Source organism: Magnetovibrio blakemorei (genome assembly GCF_001746755.1).
GTDB classification, from domain to species: Bacteria; Pseudomonadota; Alphaproteobacteria; order Rhodospirillales; family Magnetovibrionaceae; genus Magnetovibrio; species Magnetovibrio blakemorei.
Genome location: NZ_MCGG01000014.1, coordinates 36,977 through 59,658, shown reverse-complemented (window position 1 = coordinate 59,658; position 22,682 = coordinate 36,977). Strand labels below are relative to the sequence as shown.

Genomic DNA, 22,682 nt, shown 5'->3' with positions numbered 1-22,682 from the left:
CGAACAAATTATTTTAAACGAAATGAGCCTCGTTTGGGCCTGCTTCGACAACGCTTGTGTACAATAGACCACTCCAAAATATCCTTGCGAGCGCCGCTTGGCGCGTGGCAATCCAGGGTGTGCCGGTCATCGTAATCCTTAAATTGAGATTGAGGCATGGTGTAAAAATGGTGTATTATTACACCACATTCATCCAGCCTAGGAGGACTTGTTAATGACCCGGCAGAGCATTTCCTTTACGGACCCCAACAGTGAATGGCTCAGATTGAAGGTCGACGTTGAGGGGGAATACAAAAGCAACAGCGAAGTTGTTAATGAGTTGATCCGCAAGGAACGCGCCAAGGAAAAAGCCGAAATCGCGGCGGTTCGTGCGGCCCTCATCGAAGGCGAACAAAGCGGCATGAGCGACAAGACGCCCGATCAGATTATAAAGGCCGTCCTGGAGCGAAAGCACGGCAATGGGGACCTATAAGTTAACCCAGGCCGCCGCAGCAGATTTCGAACATATATTTGATTTTGGCATCGATACATTCGGTCTTGAACAAGCCTTGGCGTATCAAAACGGACTGAAACAGCGTTTTGATGAATTAAGCGAACAACCAGAACTTTTTCCCGCCGTTGAACATCTCCGCAAAGGCTATAGACGTAGCTCATACGGTTCGCATGCGATCTATTACGGCATAGAAGAGGGCGGCGTTGTCATCGTGCGCATCTTAGGCCAACAGAACCTCGAAAAAGCATTTTAGTTCACCGTTATCAATGGTCATTGTGAGTGCTGATTTGTACGTAGCAACCTTGGCGGCGGAGGGCTTTAGGTGAGTTTAGTAAACCATCACCGTAACCTTTATTGAACAACCTAGAAGTTGATGAATTCTGACCCTAAGAAAATACTGCAAAAAATGGCTTTATATATTTAGTCTTGTCCATATTTCCAAATACTCGAATATACATTTTACCAGTTCTTGCTCGCATGGCAAGATGACTGGTAGGTGTAATTTGATCATTAGAAATCCCAAACATCTTAGAAAGCGACATGCCAATAATTAGACTTCGATCTTCATAGTTGAACAAAACAAGTGTTTTTTGTTTGTTAGCAGTCTTTATCCATTTTTCAGAGTTTGCATCCCAACCAGATGGAATAAATAGACCTTCAAAATCGCAAAATACGTGACCAGAACTAGATTTGGTCGCACACCAAGCCTTGTATGGATCTTTATATATCCTGCCTTCTCCACTTAAATAATTGATAATTGATCGATATTGTGTCTCCGGTAAAGGTCTTAAGTTAGACTTTTCAATACGATTCGAGTGTATTTTACGAGTTGCTTCTGCATCTACACCTGCCTTAGCAATTCCAAATGCAGATAATAGCCCTCCAAGCCCAACTCCAAGCTTGATCGTGCCTTCCCCTTCATTACCTTTTTCTTTAGCAATGCTCTTACTTGTTATTGAATAATCTTCAATTTGTGCGATGAGATTTTCTAATCCTTCATCATCTCGATACATTATTTCTTTCAAAATTTTTGTCTCCATAATCATTGTGATAATGTCAAGTTGCCTTGGAAAATTGTGTGGTCAGTAATGCTGCAAACTTGAGGGGGGGGGCGTGAGAGTTTGCTAAACTCACCAAACATCATTCAGTATGGCGTCTAAATGTAACCATAGAGTGTTCGTAATGTAAACGTTCCACTCAAGTCAGGCCCCCGCGCTCTGGATGGCGTCGTCGCTGCGCTTCTCGCCATGACGCAGCACTGTTCCGTCATTGCGAGCGCCGTTTGGCGCGTGGCAATCCAGGGGCTTGTGACAGCTAAATAGTTTTAGCCGTTTTGCGCTCGGTGTCTCAGCAGGTGATCAGTGAGGACCAAAGCCATCATGGCTTCGCCGACGGGGACGGCGCGGATGCCGACGCAGGGGTCGTGGCGGCCTTTGGTGATGATGTCGGTGTTTTGGATTTTGGTCGTCACGGTTTTGCGCGGGGTGAGGATGGAGCTGGTGGGCTTCACCGCAAACCGCGCAATGATGTCTTGGCCGGACGAAATGCCGCCCAATGTGCCGCCCGCGTGGTTGGCGAGGAATTCAGGCTGGCCGTCGGTGCCGCGGCGGATTTCATCGGCGTTTTCTTCCCCCGTGAGGCTTGCTGCCGCAAAGCCCTCGCCGATTTCCACGCCCTTGACGGCGGGAATGGACATGAGCGCCTTGGCGATGTCGGCGTCGATGCGGTCAAACACCGGTTCGCCCAACCCGGCGGGGATGCCGCTGGCCTGAATTTCGACGACCGCGCCTGTGGACGAGCCGGTTTTGCGAATGTCGGCCAAATACGCTTCCCACTGCTGGACGGCTTTGGCGTCGGGGCAGAAAAACGGGTTTTTGCCAATCTGCGCCCACGACCAGTTGCGGTAATCGATATCAATGGGCCCCATCTGCACCAAAGCGCCGCGCACCTTGGCGGCTTTGCCCAAAATGTGGGTGAGAACCTTTTGCGCCACCGCGCCGCCCGCCACGCGCACCGCGGTTTCCCGCGCGCTGGAACGGCCACCGCCGCGGTAATCGCGCTGGCCGTATTTGGCGAAGTAACTGTAGTCCGCATGGCCGGGGCGGAATTTGTCTTTGATGTCGCCGTAGTCTTTGGAGCGCTGGTCGGTGTTTTCGATCAGCAAGCCAATGGGCGTTCCGGTGGTTTTACCTTCAAACACGCCAGAGAGAATTTTCACCTGGTCGGCTTCTTGACGCTGGGTGGTGAACTTGCTTTGACCGGGACGGCGTTTGTCCAAGAACGGCTGGATGTCGGCCTCGGACAATTTGATGCCCGGCGGGCAACCGTCAACGACGCCGCCAATGGCGGGGCCGTGAGATTCACCAAACGTGGTGAGACGGAAAAGTTCGCCAAAGGTGTTGCCGGCCATTTTAAAATCCAATCACCAAAGAGATATCACACGGTGGAGATATCGGGAGCGTCGACGGCTTTCATGCCGACGTTGTTGTAGCCGCAATCGACATAGTGAACTTCACCCGTCACACCGCCGGCCAACGGCGACAGCAGATACAGCCCGGCACCGCCGACGTCATCCAAGGTGACATTGCGCCGGAGCGGGGAATTGAGCTCGTTCCACTTCAAGATATAGCGGAAATCGCCGATGCCGCTGGCGGCCAAGGTCTTCATGGGACCCGCCGACATGGCATTAACGCGCAGACCGTCCTTGCCAATGTCTTCGGCCAAGTAGCGCACGCTGGCTTCAAGGGCTGCCTTGGCGACGCCCATGACGTTGTAATGGGGCACGACTTTTTCTGCGCCGTAGTAGCTGAGCGTCAGCAGCGAACCGCCGGGGTTCATCATCGGGGCGGCGCGTTGGCATACGGCGGTGAAGGAAAAGACCGAAATGTCCATAGTGCGCTGGAAGTTTTCGCGGGTGGTGTCGATGTAGCGGCCCTTCAGTTCGTCCTTGTCGGAGTACGCTATGGCGTGTACGACAAAGTCAATTTTGCCCCAGCGCTCTTTGACGGTCTCAAAGACCCGGTCAACGCTGTCCATGTCGGTGACATCACATTCGATGAGGAAGTCGGAGCCGACTTCCCCGGCCAGCGGTCCAACCCGCTTTTTCAGTGCTTCGCCTTGGTAGGTGAAGGCAATTTCAGCACCATGGGCATGCAGATGTTGAACAATACCCCAGGCAATGGAGCGATTGTTGGCCACACCCATAACGATGCCTTTTTTTCCAGCCATCAACAGAGCGGCAGCGGTCATAGTCCTTGGTATCCTTGTTTTAATATGCGGAGAGCGCGCATCCTACACGATACACACCCAGCCTGAAAAGCAGCGGTTCAGCTTAGTCGTCGCAAAACACGAGAATTTATGTATATCATGGGTGAAACTCGTTAATAGATTGTTGTTGCTGCTCAATGAACGATCCTGAACCCGCTGTCCAGACCCAAACGCTGCCTAAGCCCTCTTTAGGCCTTGAATTAAGGGCTTTTATGCGTTTGGTCATGGCTCAGTTTCGCCGTGATCAGTGTATGCGCATTGCGGCCGCGTTGAGCTATACAACGTTGCTGGCGTTGGTCCCTTTGATTGCCATTGCGTTTGCGATTCTCCGCGCCTTTCCCATTTTCGACGACATTCAAGTGCAGATGAAGGGTGTGTTGTTTGAAAACTTTTTGCCCGAATCCGTCAACGAGGTTCAAGTCTATTTCGATCAATTCGTTGGCAAAGCGGGGGAAATGACGGCGATTGGCATCGTCGGTTTGGCGATCACCGCGATCATGATGCTGTCGACCATCGAGGCCGCGCTCAATTCTATCTTTCATGTTAAAGCGACCCGCCCGTTCGTTCCGCGGTTGATGATGTTTTGGGCGGTGATCACGTTGGGGCCGTTGCTGTTGGGCGGTAGCTTGTCACTGGCGACCTATCTGTATGCGCTGTCGGAATGGGCCGGAGTGGGGGCCATTCCGGGATTGGCTGGCGTCATGGCGCGATTGTTGCCGTCCGTTTTGGCGATTTTTGCGTTTACGGTGTTTTACGCCATCGTGCCGTATCGTCCGGTGAAGATGGGGCACGCGTTGATTGGTGGCATTACGGCGGGGCTGTTGTTCGGTGTGTTACGGCGTGCCTTTGCCTTTTACATTTCGACTTTCCCGTCCTACCAGACCATTTATGGTGCCTTGGCGACGGTTCCGATTTTTTTCATTTGGATGTATTTGTCGTGGGCGGTGGTGTTGATCGGGGCCCAAGTCACGGCGTTGATGCCGGAATGGGGACGCGCACGCATCGCCCAAGGTTTTGACGATATGGCGCCTGCGCGCAAACTGGACGCGGCGCTGGCGGCCATGGAAAAGCTGTGGCGAAAAACCCGTGGTGAAGCGGAGACGGGTCCCAAATTGAATCTGTTGCGCGAAGATATCTTGGCCCAAGCCTTGGAAGTGCTCCGCGAGAAAGGCTTCGTGGCGCTCAGCGACAGGGATGAGTGGTTGTTGTGTCGCGACCCCGATGTGCTGAGCATCGCGGACGTCGCCCATGGCCTAGGTCTTGCCCCCAACCCCGACGACCTGCCCGCAGGTGGTCCGCCGTGGCGTGGCCAATTGAAAGACAGCCTAGGCGGGCTCAAAGGCAGCGGCTATGGCCGCACGCTGAGGGAATTGTTTGAAAGTGAACCCGCTTAAGCGTTCTGTCTATTCTGCCGCCTATTCTGCTGCAGTGCGGTTGAGGGTTTCTTTGCGCACGCTGTAGGGCCGTTTGCCGATCCACTTTTTGACGAACTTTTTGAGATCCGAATCTTCATTTTCCGGCAGCACCACTTTCAGCGAGACATAATGGTCGCCCAGTTGCACGGGGGTGGTGGTGTGATGAATGCCCTTGGCTTTGAGACGCAATTTGGTGCCGGAATTTGAACCTTCGGGCACGGTCACCAACACCGGACCGTGGATGGTTTGCACTTCGATGCGCCCACCCAACAACGCTTCCGCCAAGGTGACGGCTTCTTCGCTGTAAACATCAAGGCCTTCGGCGCGATACTTTTGATCCGCCTCGACGATGATTTCCACCAACGCATCACCGGCAACGCCGCCGCCCAACCCGTTCATGCCTTGGCCCTTAAGGCGCAGAACGTCGGCTGTTTGCGTGCCGGCGGGAATGCGCACTTTTAAGGTTTTGCCCGACGTCATGCGGACGTTCTTTTCCACGCCGCAGGCCGCATCCAAAAACGAAACTTTTAAGGTGTAGCTGACATCCGCACCTTTGGCCTTGATGGATTGGTGGGCGTTGCTTTGGCGGTCTTTGAAAAAATTGCTGAACGGGCTTTTGCGTGCGCCGCCGTGTGGACCTGTCGCGCCCGGACCGGATGCACCTGGACCTGTCCCCCCGGTGCCCGTATTGGCGTTGCGTTTGTAGCTGTCATAGCCGCGCGATGTCCCAAAGCCGGCGCGCTTGTTGCCCATGGCGTCGATTTCACCATTGTCGAACATGCGCCGCTTGGCGGGATCGGACAGCAGGTCATAGGCGCTGGAAATGTCTTTGAAGCGTTCTTCCGAAATCTTGTCGCCCGGTTTTAAGTCCGGGTGATGGGCCCGCGCCAAGGTGCGGTAGGACTTTTTGATGTCTTCCAGGCTGGCTTTGCTGTGCACGCCCAAGGTGGAGTATGGATCGCGAGTTGTCGTAGACATCAGGTGGTGACCTCCGGGGCGACGATGGTTTTCCACGCGCCTAAGTGCTGCGCGAATGCGCGGCAGGCCAAAATGCGAAAAGAGGGGGCGAAGAAAGAGCGCATTTTTTGCAAGGTATTCCTTTTGGGTGTGTTGCCCGTTGAACTTTGTTATCGTGTGTCGCCGTGTACTGGACGTGGCACCGCACGCGAACTTTGATTACAACGCATGTGTGGTAAACAACTTCTTAACATTTGTGTGCGATTCGCTGCGAATCGCTGAAGAATCTCATTTAAAGCAGGTTTTGATATGACTTTCGTCCCCACCGACGCCGACCCTTTTGATTTGTTTCAAAGCTGGATGAGTGAAGCCGAAGAAAAAGAAGTAAACGATCCCAACGCCATGGCGCTCGCCACGGTGGGTGAGTCGGGCATGCCGTCGGTGCGCATGGTGTTGTTGAAAGGCTATGATGAGCGTGGTTTTGTGTTTTACACCAATTTGGGCAGCCAAAAGGCGCGCGAATTGATCGCCAATCCCAAGGCGTCTTTGCTGTTTCACTGGAAAAGCTTGCGCCGTCAAATCCGCATTTCGGGTGAGGTGGAGGCGGTGTCGGACGCTGAGGCTGACGCTTATTATGCATCCCGTCCCAGGGATTCTCGCATCGGTGCCTGGGCGTCCAAGCAATCTCAGCCGTTGGATGGTATGTTTGAACTGGAAGCGCGGGTTGCCAAGTTTGCGGCAAAGTTTGCCCTTGGCGAAATTCCGCGGCCTGAATTCTGGTCGGGTTTTCGCATAAAGGCCTCAAGACTGGAATTTTGGCATGACCGACCCTTTCGCTTGCATGAGCGGGTGATCTATATTCACGGACTGAAGGGTTGGGAAAAAGAACGCCTTTATCCTTAATTTTAATATGAAACGGCGAATGAACGTATGAGCGAGATCGCACCACCTGCCACCAAAAAATCACTTGATCGCAAGGCCGCTGGACGCCTGATGCGTATGGCGACGTATGCTGCCGTGGGCACGGCCAGCACCTTGATCGTGGTGAAGTTTGGCGCTTGGCTGATGACCGACAGCGTCAGTTTGCTGTCGACATTGATTGATTCGTTTCTCGACGTGGCGGCTTCAACGGTGAATTTGTTGGCTGTGCGTCATGCTTTGGAACCGGCGGATCATGAGCATCGCTTCGGCCACGGTAAGGCGGAAAGCTTGGCCGGGTTGGCGCAATCGGCGTTTATTTCAGGATCGGCGATGTTCTTGTTGTTGCAGGCGGGGGAACGTCTCTACAATCCATCAATCATCACGAATACCCCCATCGGTTACGCTGTGATGGTGTTTTCCATCATTGCCACCATTGCGCTGGTGGTGTTTCAAAAGTACGTCGCCAAGCGCACCCAGTCGCTGGCCATCGTCGCCGACAGCACCCATTATTCGATGGATGTTCTGGTCAACATCAGCGTCATCGTTTCGTTGTTTTTGGCGTCAGAGTTGGGCTGGCAAATCGCCGATCCCCTGTTCGCCATCGCCATCTCGTTTTACATATTACACGGTGCCTATGAAATCGGGATTGAGGCCTATCACATCTTGATGGACCGGGAATTGCCCCAAGATGACCGCGAAAGAATTCACGCCTTGGCCTCGGATCACCCCCAAGTGATCAGTGTGCACGACATGCGCACCCGCCAATCGGGTCCCGATTTGTTCATTCAAATGCACCTGGAAATGTCCGGAAAGTTATCGCTGTTTCAAGCGCATGACGTGGCGGATGCGGTGATGTTCAAAGTCAAAAAAGCCTATCCCCGCGCCGAAGTGCTGATCCACCAAGACCCCAGCGGCATCGAAGAAGAACGGGTGTTTGAGGATTAAGCCTGGGCATGGCACAAGCAGAAATGCCTCCACGTTCGTGGAGGCCATTGTATTATTTAGCCTATATCGTATCTTGAATCTGTTGCCCTAACTGCATTGTACGATTAGGTCAGGAGGCGATTGGTTTGAAGACTTGGAGATGATCAATAGTTTTTAATGAGTATGCATCGCATTTAATAAACTTGATAAACCATAAGGTTTCGTGAGATGTTAGAATATATTGTTTTGAGTGTGATGGTCATTTTGTGCGCGTGAAAATACAATTAGGAACTCGGTTTATATAGATTAGGGGGGCGCGGTAATTGTCAAAACAACCCACTCAGGTTAAAAGAGTGTCACCGCGCAAGAATACGCCTGTAGAATTCAGTTCCGTTGAAAGTGCTCCTGAAAACAATGGGGCCGATTTAACAACAACAGGTAAAAAGCCTGCGGCTCGTAAAAAAACGACAACTTCCCAAAAGGCGGGTGCGAGCAAAGCTCCCAAAGATGAATTGTTTGTGGTCGGTATCGGGGCTTCCGCTGGCGGGCTTGAAGCCTTGCGCCCTCTCGTCACAAATCTGCCAGCCCTCTCAAATATGACCTATGTGGTCGCACAGCATTTATCGCCGGACTATCGCAGTATGTTGACGCAACTGCTGGGGCGCGAGACGGAAATAAAAATCGAAGAAATCGTCGATGGGACGGTGGTGGAAAAGAACACAATTTACATCACGCCCCCCAACAAGGATGTGTTGATCAGAAACTCAACCTTGTGGCTGCGTAAACCTTCAGCGCCTGTCGGTCCCAAACCATCTGTAAATGCCTTTTTTGTTTCATTGGCCGAAGACAAGGGCGAATACGCCATCGGCATTATTCTGTCCGGTACCGGTACGGATGGTGCACATGGTATTCGCGCCCTTAAGGCCAACTCTGGCTTTACCATCGTGCAGGACCCGGAAACCGCCAAGTACGATGGTATGCCGAGAGCCGCAATTGCAACGGGGTGCGTAGATCAACTTTCGTCACCCGATAAGATCGGCCAAGAGTTGGCTTCTCTCGCCCGGTTTCCAAGGCTTGTGGTGCAAAAATCAGCCGCTGCCGCAGGAAGCGGAACGATTGACGAGATTTTTCGTATGGTGCGCAATCGCACCGACATCGACTTTTCCCAATACAAGCCCAATACCTTGCGCCGTCGTCTTGAGCGCAGGCTTGCGGCTAACCGCATTGAAACGTTGGAAGTTTATCTGGAATACGTTCGCCGCCAGCCGCAGGAACTTGACTTGCTGTGCAAGGATATTCTCATCTCCGTAACGTCGTTTTTCCGCGATACCAAAGCGTTTAAGGATTTGAGTTTGGCTTTGCCACAAATCTTAAAAGGCAAAAGACCGGGTGATAGCATTCGCATTTGGGTCGCCGGGTGTGCAACGGGTGAGGAAGCCTATTCCATCGCGATGCTGCTGACGGATCATTTAGGTAATTCGATAAACGAATACACGGTGCAGATTTTCGCGACGGACGTTGACTTGGATGCGATGGCCCATGCACGCAAGGGGCTTTATTCAGCAGAGACCGTCAAGAACCTCGATAATGCGTCTATTGATAAATATTTTGATCAGATGGCGCAATCTTATCAGGTGAAAAAGCCGATCCGTGAATTGGTCGTGTTTGCGCGCCAAGATTTGGCTAAAGATCCGCCGTTTGTACGGGTTGATATGATCAGCTGTCGTAATGTCATGATTTATTTCAACACCGATTTGCAAAATAAAATTTTTAGCGTTTTCCATTATGCGCTGAATACAGATGGCCATCTGTTCCTCGGCAAGTCTGAGTCTGTCGGCCATCACGTTGATTTTTTCAGACCCATTCGCAGCACCTCGAAGCTGTTCAAAAAACGTGTTGGGCAAGAAAAACAACTGCTTCCCATGTTCTCTCACTTTCGGTCAAAAATTCCGATATCTGCCGAGAAGGAAGAAGAAAAAAAAGAAGTTTCTGTAACAAACTTAATGAACGAAACGTTCGTGAAGGCTTATGCGCCTGACAGCGTCGTCGTCAATGGCGACATGGACATCCTGCATTTCCACGAAAACGTGGAAACGTTTATGAATTTACCCAGGGGTAAGCCGAATCTCAATCTTTCAAAGCTGATCATCGACGAATTCCGCACCGATCTTCGCGTGCTGCTGCATCGCGCGCGTAAGGACCGCATGCCTGTTTATGGCACCAAAAAGTTGATTATGCAAAAGGATGGAAACGTGAACGCCCGTCTGGTCGTTCGTCCGCTGTTTATCGACCAAGATGATGATTTTCTGTTTTTAGTTTCGTGCGAAACGGAAAAGGCCATTGCTGGCATTGAAGTCCAGGAATCCGGTTCTCTGGATCAAGATGCTGAGATGCGGATCGCCGAGCTTGAGCAAGAATTGATTGCGACGAAAGAAAACCTGCAGACGGTTGTCGAGGAATTGGAAACCTCCAATGAAGAGTTGCAGGCGCTCAATGAAGAAATGCAGGCCGCAAACGAGGAACTGCAGTCGTCTAACGAAGAATTGGAAACGTCTAACGAAGAGCTTCAGTCCACCAACGAAGAACTGACCACCGTCAACGAAGAACTTCAAGTGCGCACCTTGGAGCTTGGCGAAGCCAATACCGATTTGGAAAACATTCAAGACAATATTGGTTTTGCGTTGATTGTGGTCGACAGAGAGCTGCGGGTGACCCGCTTTACGCCGCAATCGGTACGTCTGTTTGGTTTGATGTCTACCGACCTGGGACAGGTTATCACTTCCGTACCCAGCCATACGGATATTAAAAATCTGAGAAGCAGCCTTCAAGAGGTCATCCTCAGCAATAAGTCATATTTTAGCGAGGTCACGGCAGACAATCTGATTTATCGCATGCGCATTGCGCCTTATCACAACCACGAAGGTAAAACCGATGGCGCAATACTGACCTTTATCGATGAGACGGAGGTGCGTGCGGCGCAAAGAAAGCTTCAGGCCAATGAGGAGTGGATACGCAACGTCACCGATTCCGTACCCGCACTGATCTTTCATGCCGATGCCAATGAAAAATATTGGTTTGCCAATCGACCCTATGCAGACTTTTACGGCAAAACCGTAGAGAAGGTTATCGGCAGTTCGATCAAGGAAATTGTCGGCAATACCAACTACAAGGTGATTAAGCCCCACAAAGACATGGTGTTAAAGGGGGAAAGTCAGACCTTTGAACGGGAAGTGGTTGATGTGAACGGTGACAAAACATACATGAGTCAACGTTTTGAACCGCAGATCGATGAGCAAGGAAACGTCATCGGATTTTTCGCTATTCACAGTGACATTACCGATTTAAAAACGGTCGAAGCAGACTTGTGGCAGGCGAAGGAAAAGGCGGAAGAGGCTTCACGGGCCAAGACGGATTTTCTGGCCAATATGAGTCATGAACTGAGAACACCTCTGAACGCCATTATGGCCTTTAGCGAAATCATTCACCATCAACACTTTGGTCAGATTGAAATCCAAAAATACACGGAATACGCAAAGGACATTCATGACAGCGGTACACATCTGCTCAGCTTGATCAATGAAATTTTGGACTTGGCCAAAATTGAAGCGCGCAAAATTGAACTGCATGAAGAGGAAGTCAATGTAAAAGACGTAGCGGAAAAGGCCATAAAACTGGTTGCAGAGCGGGCGGAAAGTGCGGGGGTCAATGTGATATGTGAATGCCCTGAGATACTTCCCATGCTCTGGGTTGATGAGACGAGTCTTAAGCGTATTGCCATCAATTTGCTGGATAATGCTGTGAAGTTTACCCCGCGCGGTGGAACTGTGACGGTTTTCGCAAGCGCAAGCGAACTCGGTTTTGATGTCGTCGTTTCCGACACCGGTATTGGCATTCCGCCGGGGGATATTGACCGCATTATGCGGCCCTTTGAACAGGTTCTTGGCCCCATGTCATCGGACAAGGGAGGGGGTACCGGATTGGGACTTTCCATCACCAAGTCTTTGGTGGAATTGAACGGTGGTACGATCAACATCCATAGTCAGTTAAACAAGGGAACGGTGGTGACCGTTTTGTTCCCGGCATCAAAAATCTGCTAAACTGATTTTGCCTTAAACGCAAAATATCCAAACGGCCTCACAATAGTGAGGCCGTTTGTTCTTTGAGCGCTATCTTGTAGGCGGGGGCTAGGTGTTTAGTTGAAGGCTTGTCCGGGTTTTACGCCGAGTTTCTTCAAGATGATGGCCAGCGGGCAGAACTTGGTGAAGGCGGCTTGGAAAAGGTTCAGGCCGACGAATGCCGGAACGATCAGCCAGAGAACTTCGCCTGTGACGTAAAACACGCCCAGACCGGCCCAGATGACGACGCCGGCAAAGGCCATAACGATGCGGTCGATGCTCATAAGTGAATTCCTTGTTTGTTGGTTTTGGCTTGTTTGTTTCTCGTTGCTTTTTAGGTTGGATCGCTCACCCAGAACGGGGCGTGATCGACCAACACTGAATACCTTACCTCAAGGACAGAATGTATATGTTCCGTGGGCTAAAGGATAGAGTGTAGCGGGTTTTTACCCTTAAGATGTTGCTAATTTAGTAAAAACTAATATATAAAAGCAAGCGATATGTTCGCACTCGCAGTAAAACTATGATATATCAAAACTATAGAAGCTTTTTTGGCGATGAGGTTTGAGATGCAGACGACACTCAGAAGCGCATTTTTGGTTTTGGCCGTGACCCAGGTGGCCTGGGTGGGTGGTGTTGTGGGCAGCGTTTCGGCCTCTGCCCAAGACGCGACCTTTCAGGTCAGCCAAGGTCAAGTTGAAGACCGCAAGTCTGTGTTTGCGACGGTGGAAAGCGTCGACGTGGTTGCCGCGCGCGCGCGCATCGGCGGCACGGTGACGGAACTGTTAGTGGACGAAGGCTCTTCGGTCCAGGCCAATCAGAAAATCGCCCGCGTGGTTGATGAAAAGTTAGCCCTTCAGCTGAAATCCATCGATGCGCAAATTGAATCTTATCGTTCGCAAAAAGACCTCACCACCACCGCGCTGGCGCGGGCGGAACAACTTTACGCCTCTGGCACAATCCCCAAGGCGCGTCTGGACGAAGCACGCACCAATCGCGAAGTCGCGGATCGCTCTTTGGCATCGGCCCAAGCAGAACGCCAAGTGCTCATTCAAACCAGTGTCGAAGGCGATGTGTTGTCGCCCGCCAGTGGTCGCATTCTCAAGGTTCAGGTGCGCAAAGGTTCGGTCATTTTGCCGGGCGAGCCCATCGCTTCTTTGGCGGCGGAAGCCTACATCTTGCGTCTGCAACTGCCCGAACGTCATGCCATGTTCATCAGTGAAGGCGACGAAGTTCAAGTCGCGCAACGCGGTCTTGGCGCGTTGACATCCGACAGCGGCGACAAGTTGCGCAGCGGTCTGATCCGTCAAGTGTATCCCGAAATCAAACAAGGCCGGGTGTCGGCGGATGTGGAAGTGGCGGGTTTGGGGGACTTCTTTGTTGGGGAACGCATTCGTGTGTGGATTGGTACCGGGGCCCGTCCGGCCATCGTCGTTCCGACGGATTTTTTGTACAGCCGCTATAACCTCACGTTTGCCAAGCTCAGCGACGGTCGGGAAGTGGTGGTGCAGCCGGGCTTGCCGCAAAGTGGTGGTGTTGAAGTTTTGTCGGGGCTGGTTCCCGGCGATGTCTTGGCGCATCCATAACGTTTTGTCCGTAAATCCTTAGGGAAATTGATCCGATGAAGAACCTTGGTATTTCTGGACACTTAACCAAAGCGTTTTTGCGTTCGCCCTTGACGCCGCTGTTTTTGCTGGCGTCTGTAGCGCTGGGTGTGGTTGCCTTGATGGCCTTGCCGCGCGAAGAAGAACCGCAAATCTCGGTCCCGCTGGTGGACATTTTGGTGGATGCCAACGGCCTCAAAGCCCCCGACGTGGTGGAGCTGGTGACCAAACCTTTGGAAGATATCGTCAAGGGCGTGAACAACGTCGAGCACGTTTATTCCATGTCCCAGGACGACCAAGTGATGGTCACCGCGCGCTTTGACGTCGGCACCGATGAAGACGTCGCCATTTTGCGCGTGCACGATGCCATTCGCGCCAACATTGGTCATATTCCGGTCGGCATTCCCGATCCCTTGATCATCGGTCGCGGCATCAATGATGTGCCCATCGTCACCATCACTTTGGCCCCCAGAGGCATTGATGCGGGGCGCTGGAACGACAACGCGCTTTATAACATCGCCGAAGAACTGATGCATGAATTGGCCAAGGTCGAAAACGTCGGCTTGACCTTTTTTGTCGGTGGTCGCGCCGATCAAATCCGTGTTGAACCCGATCCCGAATTGCTGTCGCTTTATGGCGTGACGCTGGAACAATTGATCGGCAAGGTCGAAAGCGCCAACCGTTCGTTTCGCGTGGGCCGGGTGCGCGATGGCGGCAAAGCCGTGAGCGTGATGGCCGGGCAAACCCTGATTGGCATGCCCGATGTCGGCTTGCTGATGATCACCGCGCGCGACGGTCGTCCGGTTTATGTGAAAGATGTGGCCAACGTGGTGGTTGGGGCCAAGCCCGAAGAACACCGTGTGTGGCACATGACCAAATCAGATGTTGACGGCGCAACCCTGGACGCCAAGCCCGCCGTGACCTTGGCCATTGCCAAGCGCAAGGGTGCCAACGCGGTGTTGGTGGCTGACGAAATCACCCACCGTTTGGAGTTGGTTAAAGGCAGCTTGCTGCCTGCAGACGTGGAAGCGACCATCACCCGCAACTACGGGGAAACTGCGCTGGAAAAATCCGACGAGCTGTTGTTCCACTTAGGTCTTGCGACCATTTCTATCGTCGTTTTGGTGGGCTGGGCGTTGGGCTGGCGCGAAGGCATCGTGGTCATGGTGGTGGTGCCGACGACCATTTTGATGACCTTGTTTGCGGCCTATATGATGGACTTCACCATCAACCGGGTGAGTTTGTTCGCGTTGATTTTCTCCATCGGTATTTTGGTCGATGACGCCATTGTGGTGGTGGAAAACATCGTCCGCCATTGGTCTATGAAAGACGGCCGCAGCCCCATGCGGGCCACCGTTGAGGCCGTCGCCGAAGTCGGCAATCCAACCATTATCGCGACGCTCACCATCGTTGCTGCTTTGCTGCCGATGATGTTTGTGTCCGGTTTGATGGGGCCGTATATGAGTCCCATCCCCGCCAACGCTTCTGCCGCGATGGTGTTTTCGTTCTTCGTCGCGATGATCATCACGCCGTGGCTGCTGTGCAAGATCACGTGTTGGCGTAAAAAAATGCCAGAAGATGTTTTGATGGACGACGACGCGGACTTTACCGATCCCGTCGATATGGGCAACCATGCGGATCACGGCCCCGGTGTCTTGGGCAATTTTTACAAGCGCATCGCCACCAAGCTTTTGACCGGGCGTAAAAACTCGATCCGATTGCTGGTGGTGACGGGTATTGCGACCTTGGCGTCGTTGGTGCTGTTTGCCACCAAAGACGTGACCGTGAAGCTGTTGCCGTTCGATAATAAATCCGAATTGCAGGTGGTCGTCGATCTGCCAGAAGGCTCCACCCTGGAAAGCACCGAACGGGTGGTTCTGGATGTTGCCAACCGCATTAAGGCGCTGCCTGAATTGGTCAGCATGCAAGCCTATGTGGGCACCGCCATGCCGTTCAACTTTAACGGCCTGGTGCGCCATTATTACCTGCGTTCGGAACCGTGGCAGGGTGAACTGCAAATCAACTTGGCCGCCAAACAAGACCGCGACCGTCAAAGCCATGACGTGGCCCTGAATGTGCGCACGTTGTTGGATGGCTTGGACGTGCCGCCCGGAACGTCTGTCAAAGTGGTTGAAGTGCCGCCGGGACCGCCGGTTATGGCGACGTTGATGGCGGAAATCTATGGCCCCGATCCCGAGACCCGTCGCGCCGCTGCGGCAAAAGTGCGCAAAGCTTTTGAATCCGTTGAATTCGTGGCCGATGTGGACGACAGCTATGGTCAGCCGGAAACCCGCGTACGTTTGGAAATCGATCAGGAAAATCTGGAATTTCACGGCGTTAAAGAAGGCGATTTATTTGACACCATTCAAGCCATCATCGGCGGCAAGACGGTCGGCTATTCGCAGCGCGGCGAAGGCGTGAACCCCATCGAAATCGCCATCCGTTTGCCCAAGGAAGGCTTGGCCATGGGCGAACGCATCTTGTCTACGCCGGTATCGGCACCGGGACCTGCGGGCGACAGTGGCCGGGTGGTGGAATTGGGCGACGTGGTGAGCTTGGTGCGCGAACAGGCGTCTTACCCGATGTATCGCCGCGACGGTCACTTTGCGGAACTGGTCACAGGCGAAATGGCGGGCCAGTTCGAAGCGCCGATTTACGGCATGTTCGCGGTGAAAGACAAGCTCGACGCCATGGACTGGGGCCCGGACGGTGCACCCACCATCGCCTATCACGGCCAGCCCAAAGACGAAAGCAAGGTCACGCTGTTGTGGGATGGCGAATGGGAAGTCACCTATATCACCTTCCGTGATATGGGGCTGGCGTTTGTGTTTGCCCTGCTCGGCATCTATCTGCTGGTGGTGGGGCAGTTTGGCAGCTTCAAGTTGCCGCTGGTGATCCTCACCCCGGTACCGCTGACGCTGATCGGCATTATGTTCGGTCATTGGATTTTTGGCGCACCGTTTTCGGCGACGTCGATGATCGGCTTTATCGCCTTGGCGGGGATCATCGTGCGCAACTCGATCTTGCTGGTGGACTTCATCAAGCAGCGTCAGGTATCGGGCAAGCCGTTGCGTGACGTGTTGATCGAAGCGGGGACCATCCGCTTTAAACCGATTTTCTTGACCGCCGTGGCGGCGATGATCGGCTCGGCGTTTATTTTGGCCGACCCGATTTTCCAAGGCTTGGCCATTTCCATGGTGTTCGGTTTGGCCAGCTCAACCGCGTTGACGTTGTTGGTGATCCCGGCCATCTATGTGGTGCTGCGCGATGATGGACGCGACATCAAGGACGGTAAATGATGCCGTCGATGATCGTGTCGTGGCCGCTATCTTGAGCACAATTGCGCAAGTTTGAAACCAGCATGAGTTTTAGCGCCGTTTGTATGGACACAATGTTGGCATTGACCTCGCCCGGAGCAATTCCCATAGTTTTGAACGAACAACGTTCTGGGGTGAGATTATGGTCCGTGCGCAGTCCTCTTCATCTGTGTTTACGCCTGTCTTGATTGCCGGCAGCATCGTCTTGATGGTTGGTTTTGCCATCCGCGCCAGCTTTGGCGTGTTTCAAATTCCCATCGCCGATCAGTTCGGTTGGTTGCGTGCTGAATTTTCCATGGCCATCGCCATCCAGAACCTGGCGTGGGGGATTGGTCAGCCGATCTTTGGCGCGTTGGCGGAAAAGTTCGGCGACAAAAAGACCATTGTGCTGGGTGCAATTATCTATGCCCTGGGGCTGGTGTTGAGCAGTACCGCTGTGACCCCTTTGGAACACCAGATGTATGAAGTCTTGGTTGGTTTTGGCGTTGCCGGAACGGGCTTTGGCGTGATTTTGGCGGTGGTGGGGCGCTCAACGTCCGATGCTAATCGTTCCTTGGCGCTGGGCATCGCGACGGCGGCGGGCTCAGCCGGTCAAATCATCGGCCCGCCCGTCGCCAATGCGTTGTTGCAATCCATGACGTGGTCCTCCGTGTTCGTTTTGTTTGCGGTGGCTATATTGGGGGTGTTGATGGTGTTGCCGTTGATGGGCAAAACCGACATGGCGCCGCGCAGCTCTTTGGAAGAAAGTCTGGGCAGCGTTTTGGCCAAGGCGCTGCGCGATCCGTCTTATACAATGATCTTTTTGGGCTTTTTTTCGTGCGGGTTTCAGCTGGCGTTTGTGACCGCGCACTTTCCCGCCTTCGTCACCGAAATGTGCGCAGCGATCCCCGACGGCAGTCTGATACGCGGGCTGGGCATCAACACCACCTCAGCCTTGGGGGCGTTTTCCATCGCCATGATTGGGGCCGCCAACATTGTCGGCACCATCATCGCGGGCGCGTTGGGCAACGTGTGGCCGAAAAAATATCTGTTGGCCTCAATTTACATGGGCCGCACCCTCATTGCCGCGGGGTTCATCTTGCTGCCCATGACGCCCACCACAGTGGTGGTGTTTTCCTTGTCCATGGGGGTGTTGTGGTTGGCCAGTGTGCCGCTGACATCCGGTCTGATCGCGCACATTTACGGCATTCGCTATATGGGTACGCTCTACGGCATTGTCTTTTTTTCTCACCAGTTGGGATCATTTTTGGGCGTTTGGCTGGGTGGAGCCATGTACGACATGTATGGCTCTTACGAAGTTGTGTGGTGGGTCGGCGTCGGCGTCGGGGCTTTTTCCGCGTTGATCAATCTACCCGTGCGCGAAGCGCCTTATCAACAACTTGCGACGGCTTAGGGGCGTTGTCGGGGCCAATGAGAGGGCCAATGAGAGGGCTAGTCTTTTTATATAACTCAGCTATCTTGTAGCGATGATTAAAGAAGATCAATCTGCCCAAGTGGCGTTGTTGAGCGACCCGGCTGTGTTTGGCGACGCGACCCAAACCGTGGGCCGGGCCAGCACCCATGCGTCCGAAGTGTTCATCGGCGAGACCCGTGTGCTTAAACTCAAACGCGCGGTGGCGTATCCGTTTTTGGATTATTCCGACAAAGACAAGCGGCTGAAAAACTGTGAGGCGGAGGTGGCGTTGAACCGCCGCACCGCGCCCAATTTATACCGTGGTGTCATTCCCATCACGCGCGGCGCTGACGGGAAGTTGCACTTGAACCAGCCCGGCGAAGTGGTGGACTGGGTTGTCGACATGGCGCGCTTTGATGAAGACACACTGTTTGATCGCTTAGCGACGAAGGGCAAGCTGAACCGTCACCTAATGGAACATCTTGCCGACAAAATCGCCATGTTCCACGCCGCTTCCGAGGCCCGTCAAGACGGTGGTGGGCGTTTCGGCATGATCATGACCATTGAAAGCAATGCCAAGGCTTTCGTGGAAAATGCGCCTGGATTTCTGGACATGGCCCAGGTCTCCCAACTCACCGAGCACAGCTTGCAGATGGTTGATGAGGTTGTCGATTTGTTGGAAAGTCGGCGCCTGCACGGCTGTGTGCGCCACTGTCACGGGGATATGCATTTGCGCAATATCTTTCTTGAAAACGGCGAACCGGTGCTGTTCGATTGCATCGAATTCAACGAGGCCTTTTCCACCATCGACGTGCTGTACGACTTGGCGTTTTTGTTGATGGATCTTGACTATCGTGGTCTGCGTACATTGGCGACGGTGACCATGAACCGGTACATGGACATCACCGGGTCGGCGTGGGGCCTGGCGGCACTGCCTCTGTTCTTGAGCGTGCGCGCCGGGGTGCGCTCCTTCGTTGCCTGTGCGGCGGCAAAAAGTGTCGATGAAGCTGCCTTTAAAGCCGAGCAGGTGAGCCAAGCGCAAATCTATTTGGATATGGCGCTGAACTATTTAGACGTTCCTGAGCCGCAGTTGATTGCGGTGGGGGGGCTGTCGGGCAGCGGCAAGTCGCGCTTTGCCCGTGACTTGGCCCAACACATCGGTGCGGCCCCAGGTGCCCGACTGGTGCGCAGTGATGTGTTACGCAAACGCATGGCGGGTCTGCATCCGCTCGATAAACTGGGTGCAGAAGGGTACACGCCCAAAATGTCGGAACAGACCTACCAAGCCGTTTATGACGAAGTGCGCACGGTGCTTGCGACCGGACATTCGGTGATTGCCGATTGCGTTTTTTCCAAACCGGCAGAACGTCAAGCCATCGCAGACGTAGCCGCTGAGATGGGCGTGCCGTTCTATGGATTTTGGTTGAGCGCACCGCCGGACGTCATGCAAGCGCGGGTCACCAAACGCAAAAACAATGCCTCTGACGCTGATGCGCACGTGGTGCGTCAGCAGCTTGATTATGAGTTGGGCGTTATCGATTGGCACGCCATCGATTCATCTGGGTCGTGTTCCCAGACGGATGCCCAAGCCTTGAAAATATTAGGCATATTAAGCACAAAAGGCTAATGTCAGCTTTATCTTTGCCGCCGTTAGGTCCATCATAAAGAGAGGGTAGGTAAGGAGGCTATTATGTCCATTCGATCCATTCTCGTTCCTCTCGACGGCGCATCCGACAATCGATCTATTTTGGAAAACGCTTTGAAGATGGCGCGCCCGTTTGGTGCCCTTGTTGAGGCCCTGCATGTGCGCGCTGATGCACGCGATTCAATTCCCCTGTTTGGCGAGGGCATGTCCGGCGACATGGTTGAAGAAATGATCACCAACGCCGAACGCGATGCCACCGAAAAAGCCACCGCCTTGAAGACATTATTTGAAGAGGTCTGCGCACAGCAAAATGTGCCCCAAGTTCAAAATGGCAATGGTGCAGAGGGTGTGAGCGCAAGATGGTGTGAACACGTTGGTCGCGAAGATGATGTGCTTTCCTGGCAGGGGCGGCTGTCCGATTTGGTTGTGTGTGCACGCCCCGTGGCAGACAGTTCGCCGATGCGCGCCTTGACGTTGAATGCCGCGTTGTTTGAAAGTGCGCGCCCGGTGTTGCTGCTGCCCAATCCTCCCCATGCTCAAGACATCGGACGCGTCGTCGCCATTGCCTGGAACGGCACGGCGCAAGCCGCGCGGGCGGTGCAAGGCGCTATGGCGTTTATAACGCGGGCGGCTGAAGTTCATGTGATGACGTGTGATAGCACCATCGTCGACGGACTAAGCCCCGGGGAAGAACTGGCCGTGTATTTGAAACGATGGGGCGTGAGCGCCCAGGTCACCCGCTTTGCGCAGGGACCGCATAGCGTTGGCGAAACGCTGTTGGAACATGCGGGTAACGTCCACGCAGACTTGTTTGTGTGTGGCGCGTATTCCCATTCGCGCTTCGTGCAAACGGTGCTGGGCGGTGTCACCAGTGCGTTGATGGACACCGCCACAATACCGGTCCTGTTTGGTCACTAGAACCTGTTAGATTAAGAGGTTCTGACCCGGTCTTAGTTGATCATGTTTTGGGGCCAGCCGTCGCGCCATTGGCGGGCGAAGTAGCCGCGATAAAACAAGATGGCGCTTTGCCCGTTGGCTTCAGCGTCAAAGACTTTCCATGAACCTTGAGCGTTGTAAAAACGGAAGTTGATGGTGAGCGGTTCGCCGCGCCAGCGGTCCAAACGCACTGGAACCACCAATTCGCCGCGGCTGGAACCGGGGCGGGTGGTGCCGACCGTAAAGCGGGTGGCGCGCATATCGCCCATGGCCTCAACCAACTTGGTGGTGAAGTTGCGTCTCAGCGCGTTCAGCGCTTGGGCGCGTTGCGGCGGTTCCATCCGTTGCGCCAGACGTCCCAACGACATGCGGGCCATGGTCACAAAGTCGATGTCGGGTGCGATTTGCTTTTCGATGTAGCTGAGCGCCGCATCGGCATCAATGGTGCCGTTTTGCGCTTGTGCCTGGGCTTGGGTCAAAAACGTCCGTAAGCTTTCAAGCTGGATTGATACTTTGCGTGCCGGGTCGTTGGCTTGCGGGGCGGCGCGTAACGGGGCGTATTGGGGGGCTTGTTGAGGTTGGGCGCGCTGGACCTGTTGGGGCGCGTTTTGCGTCATGTAGCCTTGGCCGTAGTTTCGTTCGTAATTTTGAGCATATTGCTGGCCGTATTCGGCGCTGTGCGCCAGAGTGGCACTGGTCAACGTGGCGCTGACGACAGCCAAAGCCAAAGCGGTGGCGAATAATGTCCGTTTCATAAGGTCCCCCTGCAAAGTTGTATCCGGTCAGCATCAGGCCGGAGCATGACACCGTTCGATTTCAAGTATATGGCGGTGGAGTCTTCTCGTTGCAACAGTACAGCAAAATGGATTTTGTCGCGACGTTCTTTGACATCAATTCAATGATCCATACTCTATCCACTGGAAAGCACGCTCGGTTTGTCCTAACGTCTTCTCATGGACGAAAAAATGAAAACAGTCATCATCACGGGGGCGTCGCGGGGCATTGGCCATGCGACGGCGCTTTTGTTTTTGGAACGCGGTTGGCGGATCATCACCTGCGCCCGCGGTCCGGCCCCTGAAGAATGCGCAACCGAAGCCAATTGGTTGGCGCATATTCCCACCGATTTGTCAGATTCCGACAGCGTTAAAGCGTTCATTGCCGAGGCGGGTAAGCTGCTGGAAGGCGGTCAATTGCATGCCCTGGTCAACAACGCGGGGTTGTCGCCGAAAACGCCCTTTAAGGAACGTTTGGGTTGTCTCAACGGGGATTTGGAGGCGTGGCGTGAAGTGTTTGAGATCAATTTTTTTGCCGCCCTCAGGCTTTCGCGGGGGTTTGCTTCAGCCCTGCACAAGGGCCAAGGGGCCATCGTCAACATCACCTCCATTGCGGGGCATTACATCCATCCCTTCGCCGGATCGGCCTATTCCATTTCCAAGGCCGCGTTGAGCGCCATGACCCGTGAAATGGCGGGGGAGTTCGCGGCGCTGAACGTGCGCGTCAATGCGGTTGCGCCCGGTGAAATTGAAACCTCCATGATCCAACCCGAATACGAAGCCCTGATCCCGCGCATTCCGCTGGACCGCATGGGCTCGCCACGCGATGTGGCCAGCACCGTCTATTACCTGTGCAGCGAAGACAGCACCTACGTCACCGGAACCGAAATTTGGGTCACCGGCGGCCAGCATATGTATTGAG

At 53.7% G+C, this 22,682-nt stretch carries 18 protein-coding genes; 12 read left to right on the top strand and 6 right to left on the bottom strand.

Features of this window, described 5'->3' with window-relative positions; all coding sequences use genetic code 11:
* Window positions 1-214: 214 nt before the first annotated feature.
* Entirely contained in the window at window positions 215-472 is a 258-nt protein-coding gene (locus BEN30_RS05045) for a ribbon-helix-helix domain-containing protein (RefSeq protein WP_069957255.1), read from the top strand.
* Complete coding sequence (locus BEN30_RS05040; protein ID WP_069957254.1) at window positions 459-746, top strand: type II toxin-antitoxin system RelE/ParE family toxin; 288 nt, start codon at window positions 459-461, stop codon at window positions 744-746. The genes BEN30_RS05045 and BEN30_RS05040 overlap by 14 nt, the downstream gene beginning before the upstream one ends.
* A gap of 133 nt (window positions 747-879) precedes the next feature.
* Here the strand turns inward: BEN30_RS05040 and BEN30_RS05035 are convergent, their stop codons facing one another.
* From BEN30_RS05035 to fabI, 3 genes are all read right to left on the bottom strand, one after another.
* Window positions 880-1,518, bottom strand: a complete 639-nt coding sequence (locus tag BEN30_RS05035) for a DUF6414 family protein (protein WP_139134862.1) — start codon at window positions 1,516-1,518, stop codon at window positions 880-882.
* Between the two features lie 299 nt (window positions 1,519-1,817).
* Window positions 1,818-2,903, bottom strand: a complete 1,086-nt coding sequence (aroC, locus tag BEN30_RS05030; protein WP_069957252.1) for a chorismate synthase — start codon at window positions 2,901-2,903, stop codon at window positions 1,818-1,820.
* Between the two features lie 26 nt (window positions 2,904-2,929).
* Window positions 2,930-3,742 carry an enoyl-ACP reductase FabI gene (fabI, locus tag BEN30_RS05025; protein WP_069957251.1) on the bottom strand — a complete coding sequence of 271 codons (813 nt, stop codon included), beginning with the start codon at window positions 3,740-3,742 and terminating at the stop codon, window positions 2,930-2,932.
* A 230-nt stretch (window positions 3,743-3,972) separates the two neighbouring features.
* Here fabI and BEN30_RS05020 point away from each other — a divergent pair, with 230 nt between their 5' ends.
* Window positions 3,973-5,154: a YihY family inner membrane protein gene (locus BEN30_RS05020; protein WP_069957250.1), complete on the top strand. Its 1,182-nt coding sequence runs from the start codon at window positions 3,973-3,975 to the stop codon at window positions 5,152-5,154.
* 21 nt (window positions 5,155-5,175) lie between these two features.
* On the opposite strand, the gene BEN30_RS05015 is transcribed toward BEN30_RS05020, so the two are convergent.
* On the bottom strand, window positions 5,176-6,153 hold the full coding sequence (locus BEN30_RS05015) for a DnaJ C-terminal domain-containing protein (protein ID WP_069957263.1): 978 nt from the start codon (window positions 6,151-6,153) through the stop codon (window positions 5,176-5,178).
* A 288-nt stretch (window positions 6,154-6,441) separates the two neighbouring features.
* On the opposite strand from BEN30_RS05015, the gene pdxH reads away from it, so the two are divergent.
* From pdxH to BEN30_RS05000, 3 genes are all read left to right on the top strand, one after another.
* A complete protein-coding gene (pdxH, locus tag BEN30_RS05010; RefSeq protein WP_069957249.1) occupies window positions 6,442-7,035 on the top strand; it encodes a pyridoxamine 5'-phosphate oxidase in 594 nt (197 codons plus the stop codon).
* A gap of 27 nt (window positions 7,036-7,062) precedes the next feature.
* Window positions 7,063-7,998 (top strand): cation diffusion facilitator family transporter, encoded by a 936-nt coding sequence (locus BEN30_RS05005; protein WP_139134861.1) that lies wholly within the window; start codon window positions 7,063-7,065, stop codon window positions 7,996-7,998.
* A 332-nt stretch (window positions 7,999-8,330) separates the two neighbouring features.
* On the top strand, window positions 8,331-12,074 hold the full coding sequence (locus BEN30_RS05000) for a chemotaxis protein CheB (protein ID WP_069957248.1): 3,744 nt from the start codon (window positions 8,331-8,333) through the stop codon (window positions 12,072-12,074).
* A gap of 95 nt (window positions 12,075-12,169) precedes the next feature.
* Here BEN30_RS05000 and BEN30_RS04995 read toward each other — a convergent pair whose 3' ends face one another.
* The gene (locus BEN30_RS04995; protein ID WP_069957247.1) at window positions 12,170-12,376 is read right to left on the bottom strand and encodes a YgaP family membrane protein; all 207 of its coding nucleotides are present in this window, start codon (window positions 12,374-12,376) and stop codon (window positions 12,170-12,172) included.
* 285 nt (window positions 12,377-12,661) lie between these two features.
* Here BEN30_RS04995 and BEN30_RS04990 point away from each other — a divergent pair, with 285 nt between their 5' ends.
* From BEN30_RS04990 to BEN30_RS04970, 5 genes are all read left to right on the top strand, one after another.
* Window positions 12,662-13,678 (top strand): efflux RND transporter periplasmic adaptor subunit, encoded by a 1,017-nt coding sequence (locus tag BEN30_RS04990; RefSeq protein WP_084005040.1) that lies wholly within the window; start codon window positions 12,662-12,664, stop codon window positions 13,676-13,678.
* 35 nt (window positions 13,679-13,713) lie between these two features.
* The gene (locus tag BEN30_RS04985; RefSeq protein ID WP_069957246.1) at window positions 13,714-16,995 is read left to right on the top strand and encodes an efflux RND transporter permease subunit; all 3,282 of its coding nucleotides are present in this window, start codon (window positions 13,714-13,716) and stop codon (window positions 16,993-16,995) included.
* A 160-nt stretch (window positions 16,996-17,155) separates the two neighbouring features.
* A complete protein-coding gene (locus tag BEN30_RS04980; RefSeq protein ID WP_069957245.1) occupies window positions 17,156-18,406 on the top strand; it encodes an MFS transporter in 1,251 nt (416 codons plus the stop codon).
* A gap of 73 nt (window positions 18,407-18,479) precedes the next feature.
* Window positions 18,480-20,033 (top strand): bifunctional aminoglycoside phosphotransferase/ATP-binding protein, encoded by a 1,554-nt coding sequence (locus tag BEN30_RS04975; RefSeq protein ID WP_069957244.1) that lies wholly within the window; start codon window positions 18,480-18,482, stop codon window positions 20,031-20,033.
* Between the two features lie 63 nt (window positions 20,034-20,096).
* The gene (locus BEN30_RS04970; protein WP_084005038.1) at window positions 20,097-20,969 is read left to right on the top strand and encodes a universal stress protein; all 873 of its coding nucleotides are present in this window, start codon (window positions 20,097-20,099) and stop codon (window positions 20,967-20,969) included.
* Window positions 20,970-21,001: 32 nt separating this feature from the next.
* Here the strand turns inward: BEN30_RS04970 and BEN30_RS04965 are convergent, their stop codons facing one another.
* Window positions 21,002-21,742, bottom strand: a complete 741-nt coding sequence (locus tag BEN30_RS04965; RefSeq protein WP_069957242.1) for a Tgt2/MlaC family protein — start codon at window positions 21,740-21,742, stop codon at window positions 21,002-21,004.
* 210 nt (window positions 21,743-21,952) lie between these two features.
* Between BEN30_RS04965 and BEN30_RS04960 the strand changes: the two genes are divergently transcribed.
* Complete coding sequence (locus BEN30_RS04960) at window positions 21,953-22,681, top strand: SDR family NAD(P)-dependent oxidoreductase (RefSeq protein ID WP_069957260.1); 729 nt, start codon at window positions 21,953-21,955, stop codon at window positions 22,679-22,681.
* The last annotated feature ends 1 nt before the right edge of the window (window position 22,682 follow it).

Excerpts from the sequence above, each read along its gene's own strand:
- BEN30_RS05045 (WP_069957255.1), top strand. The coding sequence starts at position 215 with ATGACCCGGCAGAGCATTTCCTTTACGGACCCCAACAGTGAATGGCTC.
- BEN30_RS05040 (WP_069957254.1), top strand. The coding sequence starts at position 459 with ATGGGGACCTATAAGTTAACCCAGGCCGCCGCAGCAGATTTCGAACAT.
- aroC (WP_069957252.1), bottom strand. The coding sequence starts at position 2,903 with ATGGCCGGCAACACCTTTGGCGAACTTTTCCGTCTCACCACGTTTGGT.
- fabI (WP_069957251.1), bottom strand. The coding sequence starts at position 3,742 with ATGACCGCTGCCGCTCTGTTGATGGCTGGAAAAAAAGGCATCGTTATG.
- BEN30_RS05020 (WP_069957250.1), top strand. The coding sequence starts at position 3,973 with ATGCGTTTGGTCATGGCTCAGTTTCGCCGTGATCAGTGTATGCGCATT.
- BEN30_RS05015 (WP_069957263.1), bottom strand. The coding sequence starts at position 6,153 with ATGTCTACGACAACTCGCGATCCATACTCCACCTTGGGCGTGCACAGC.
- pdxH (WP_069957249.1), top strand. The coding sequence starts at position 6,442 with ATGACTTTCGTCCCCACCGACGCCGACCCTTTTGATTTGTTTCAAAGC.
- BEN30_RS05005 (WP_139134861.1), top strand. The coding sequence starts at position 7,063 with ATGAGCGAGATCGCACCACCTGCCACCAAAAAATCACTTGATCGCAAG.
- BEN30_RS04995 (WP_069957247.1), bottom strand. The coding sequence starts at position 12,376 with ATGAGCATCGACCGCATCGTTATGGCCTTTGCCGGCGTCGTCATCTGG.
- BEN30_RS04990 (WP_084005040.1), top strand. The coding sequence starts at position 12,662 with ATGCAGACGACACTCAGAAGCGCATTTTTGGTTTTGGCCGTGACCCAG.
- BEN30_RS04985 (WP_069957246.1), top strand. The coding sequence starts at position 13,714 with ATGAAGAACCTTGGTATTTCTGGACACTTAACCAAAGCGTTTTTGCGT.
- BEN30_RS04980 (WP_069957245.1), top strand. The coding sequence starts at position 17,156 with ATGGTCCGTGCGCAGTCCTCTTCATCTGTGTTTACGCCTGTCTTGATT.
- BEN30_RS04975 (WP_069957244.1), top strand. The coding sequence starts at position 18,480 with ATGATTAAAGAAGATCAATCTGCCCAAGTGGCGTTGTTGAGCGACCCG.
- BEN30_RS04970 (WP_084005038.1), top strand. The coding sequence starts at position 20,097 with ATGTCCATTCGATCCATTCTCGTTCCTCTCGACGGCGCATCCGACAAT.
- BEN30_RS04965 (WP_069957242.1), bottom strand. The coding sequence starts at position 21,742 with ATGAAACGGACATTATTCGCCACCGCTTTGGCTTTGGCTGTCGTCAGC.
- BEN30_RS04960 (WP_069957260.1), top strand. The coding sequence starts at position 21,953 with ATGAAAACAGTCATCATCACGGGGGCGTCGCGGGGCATTGGCCATGCG.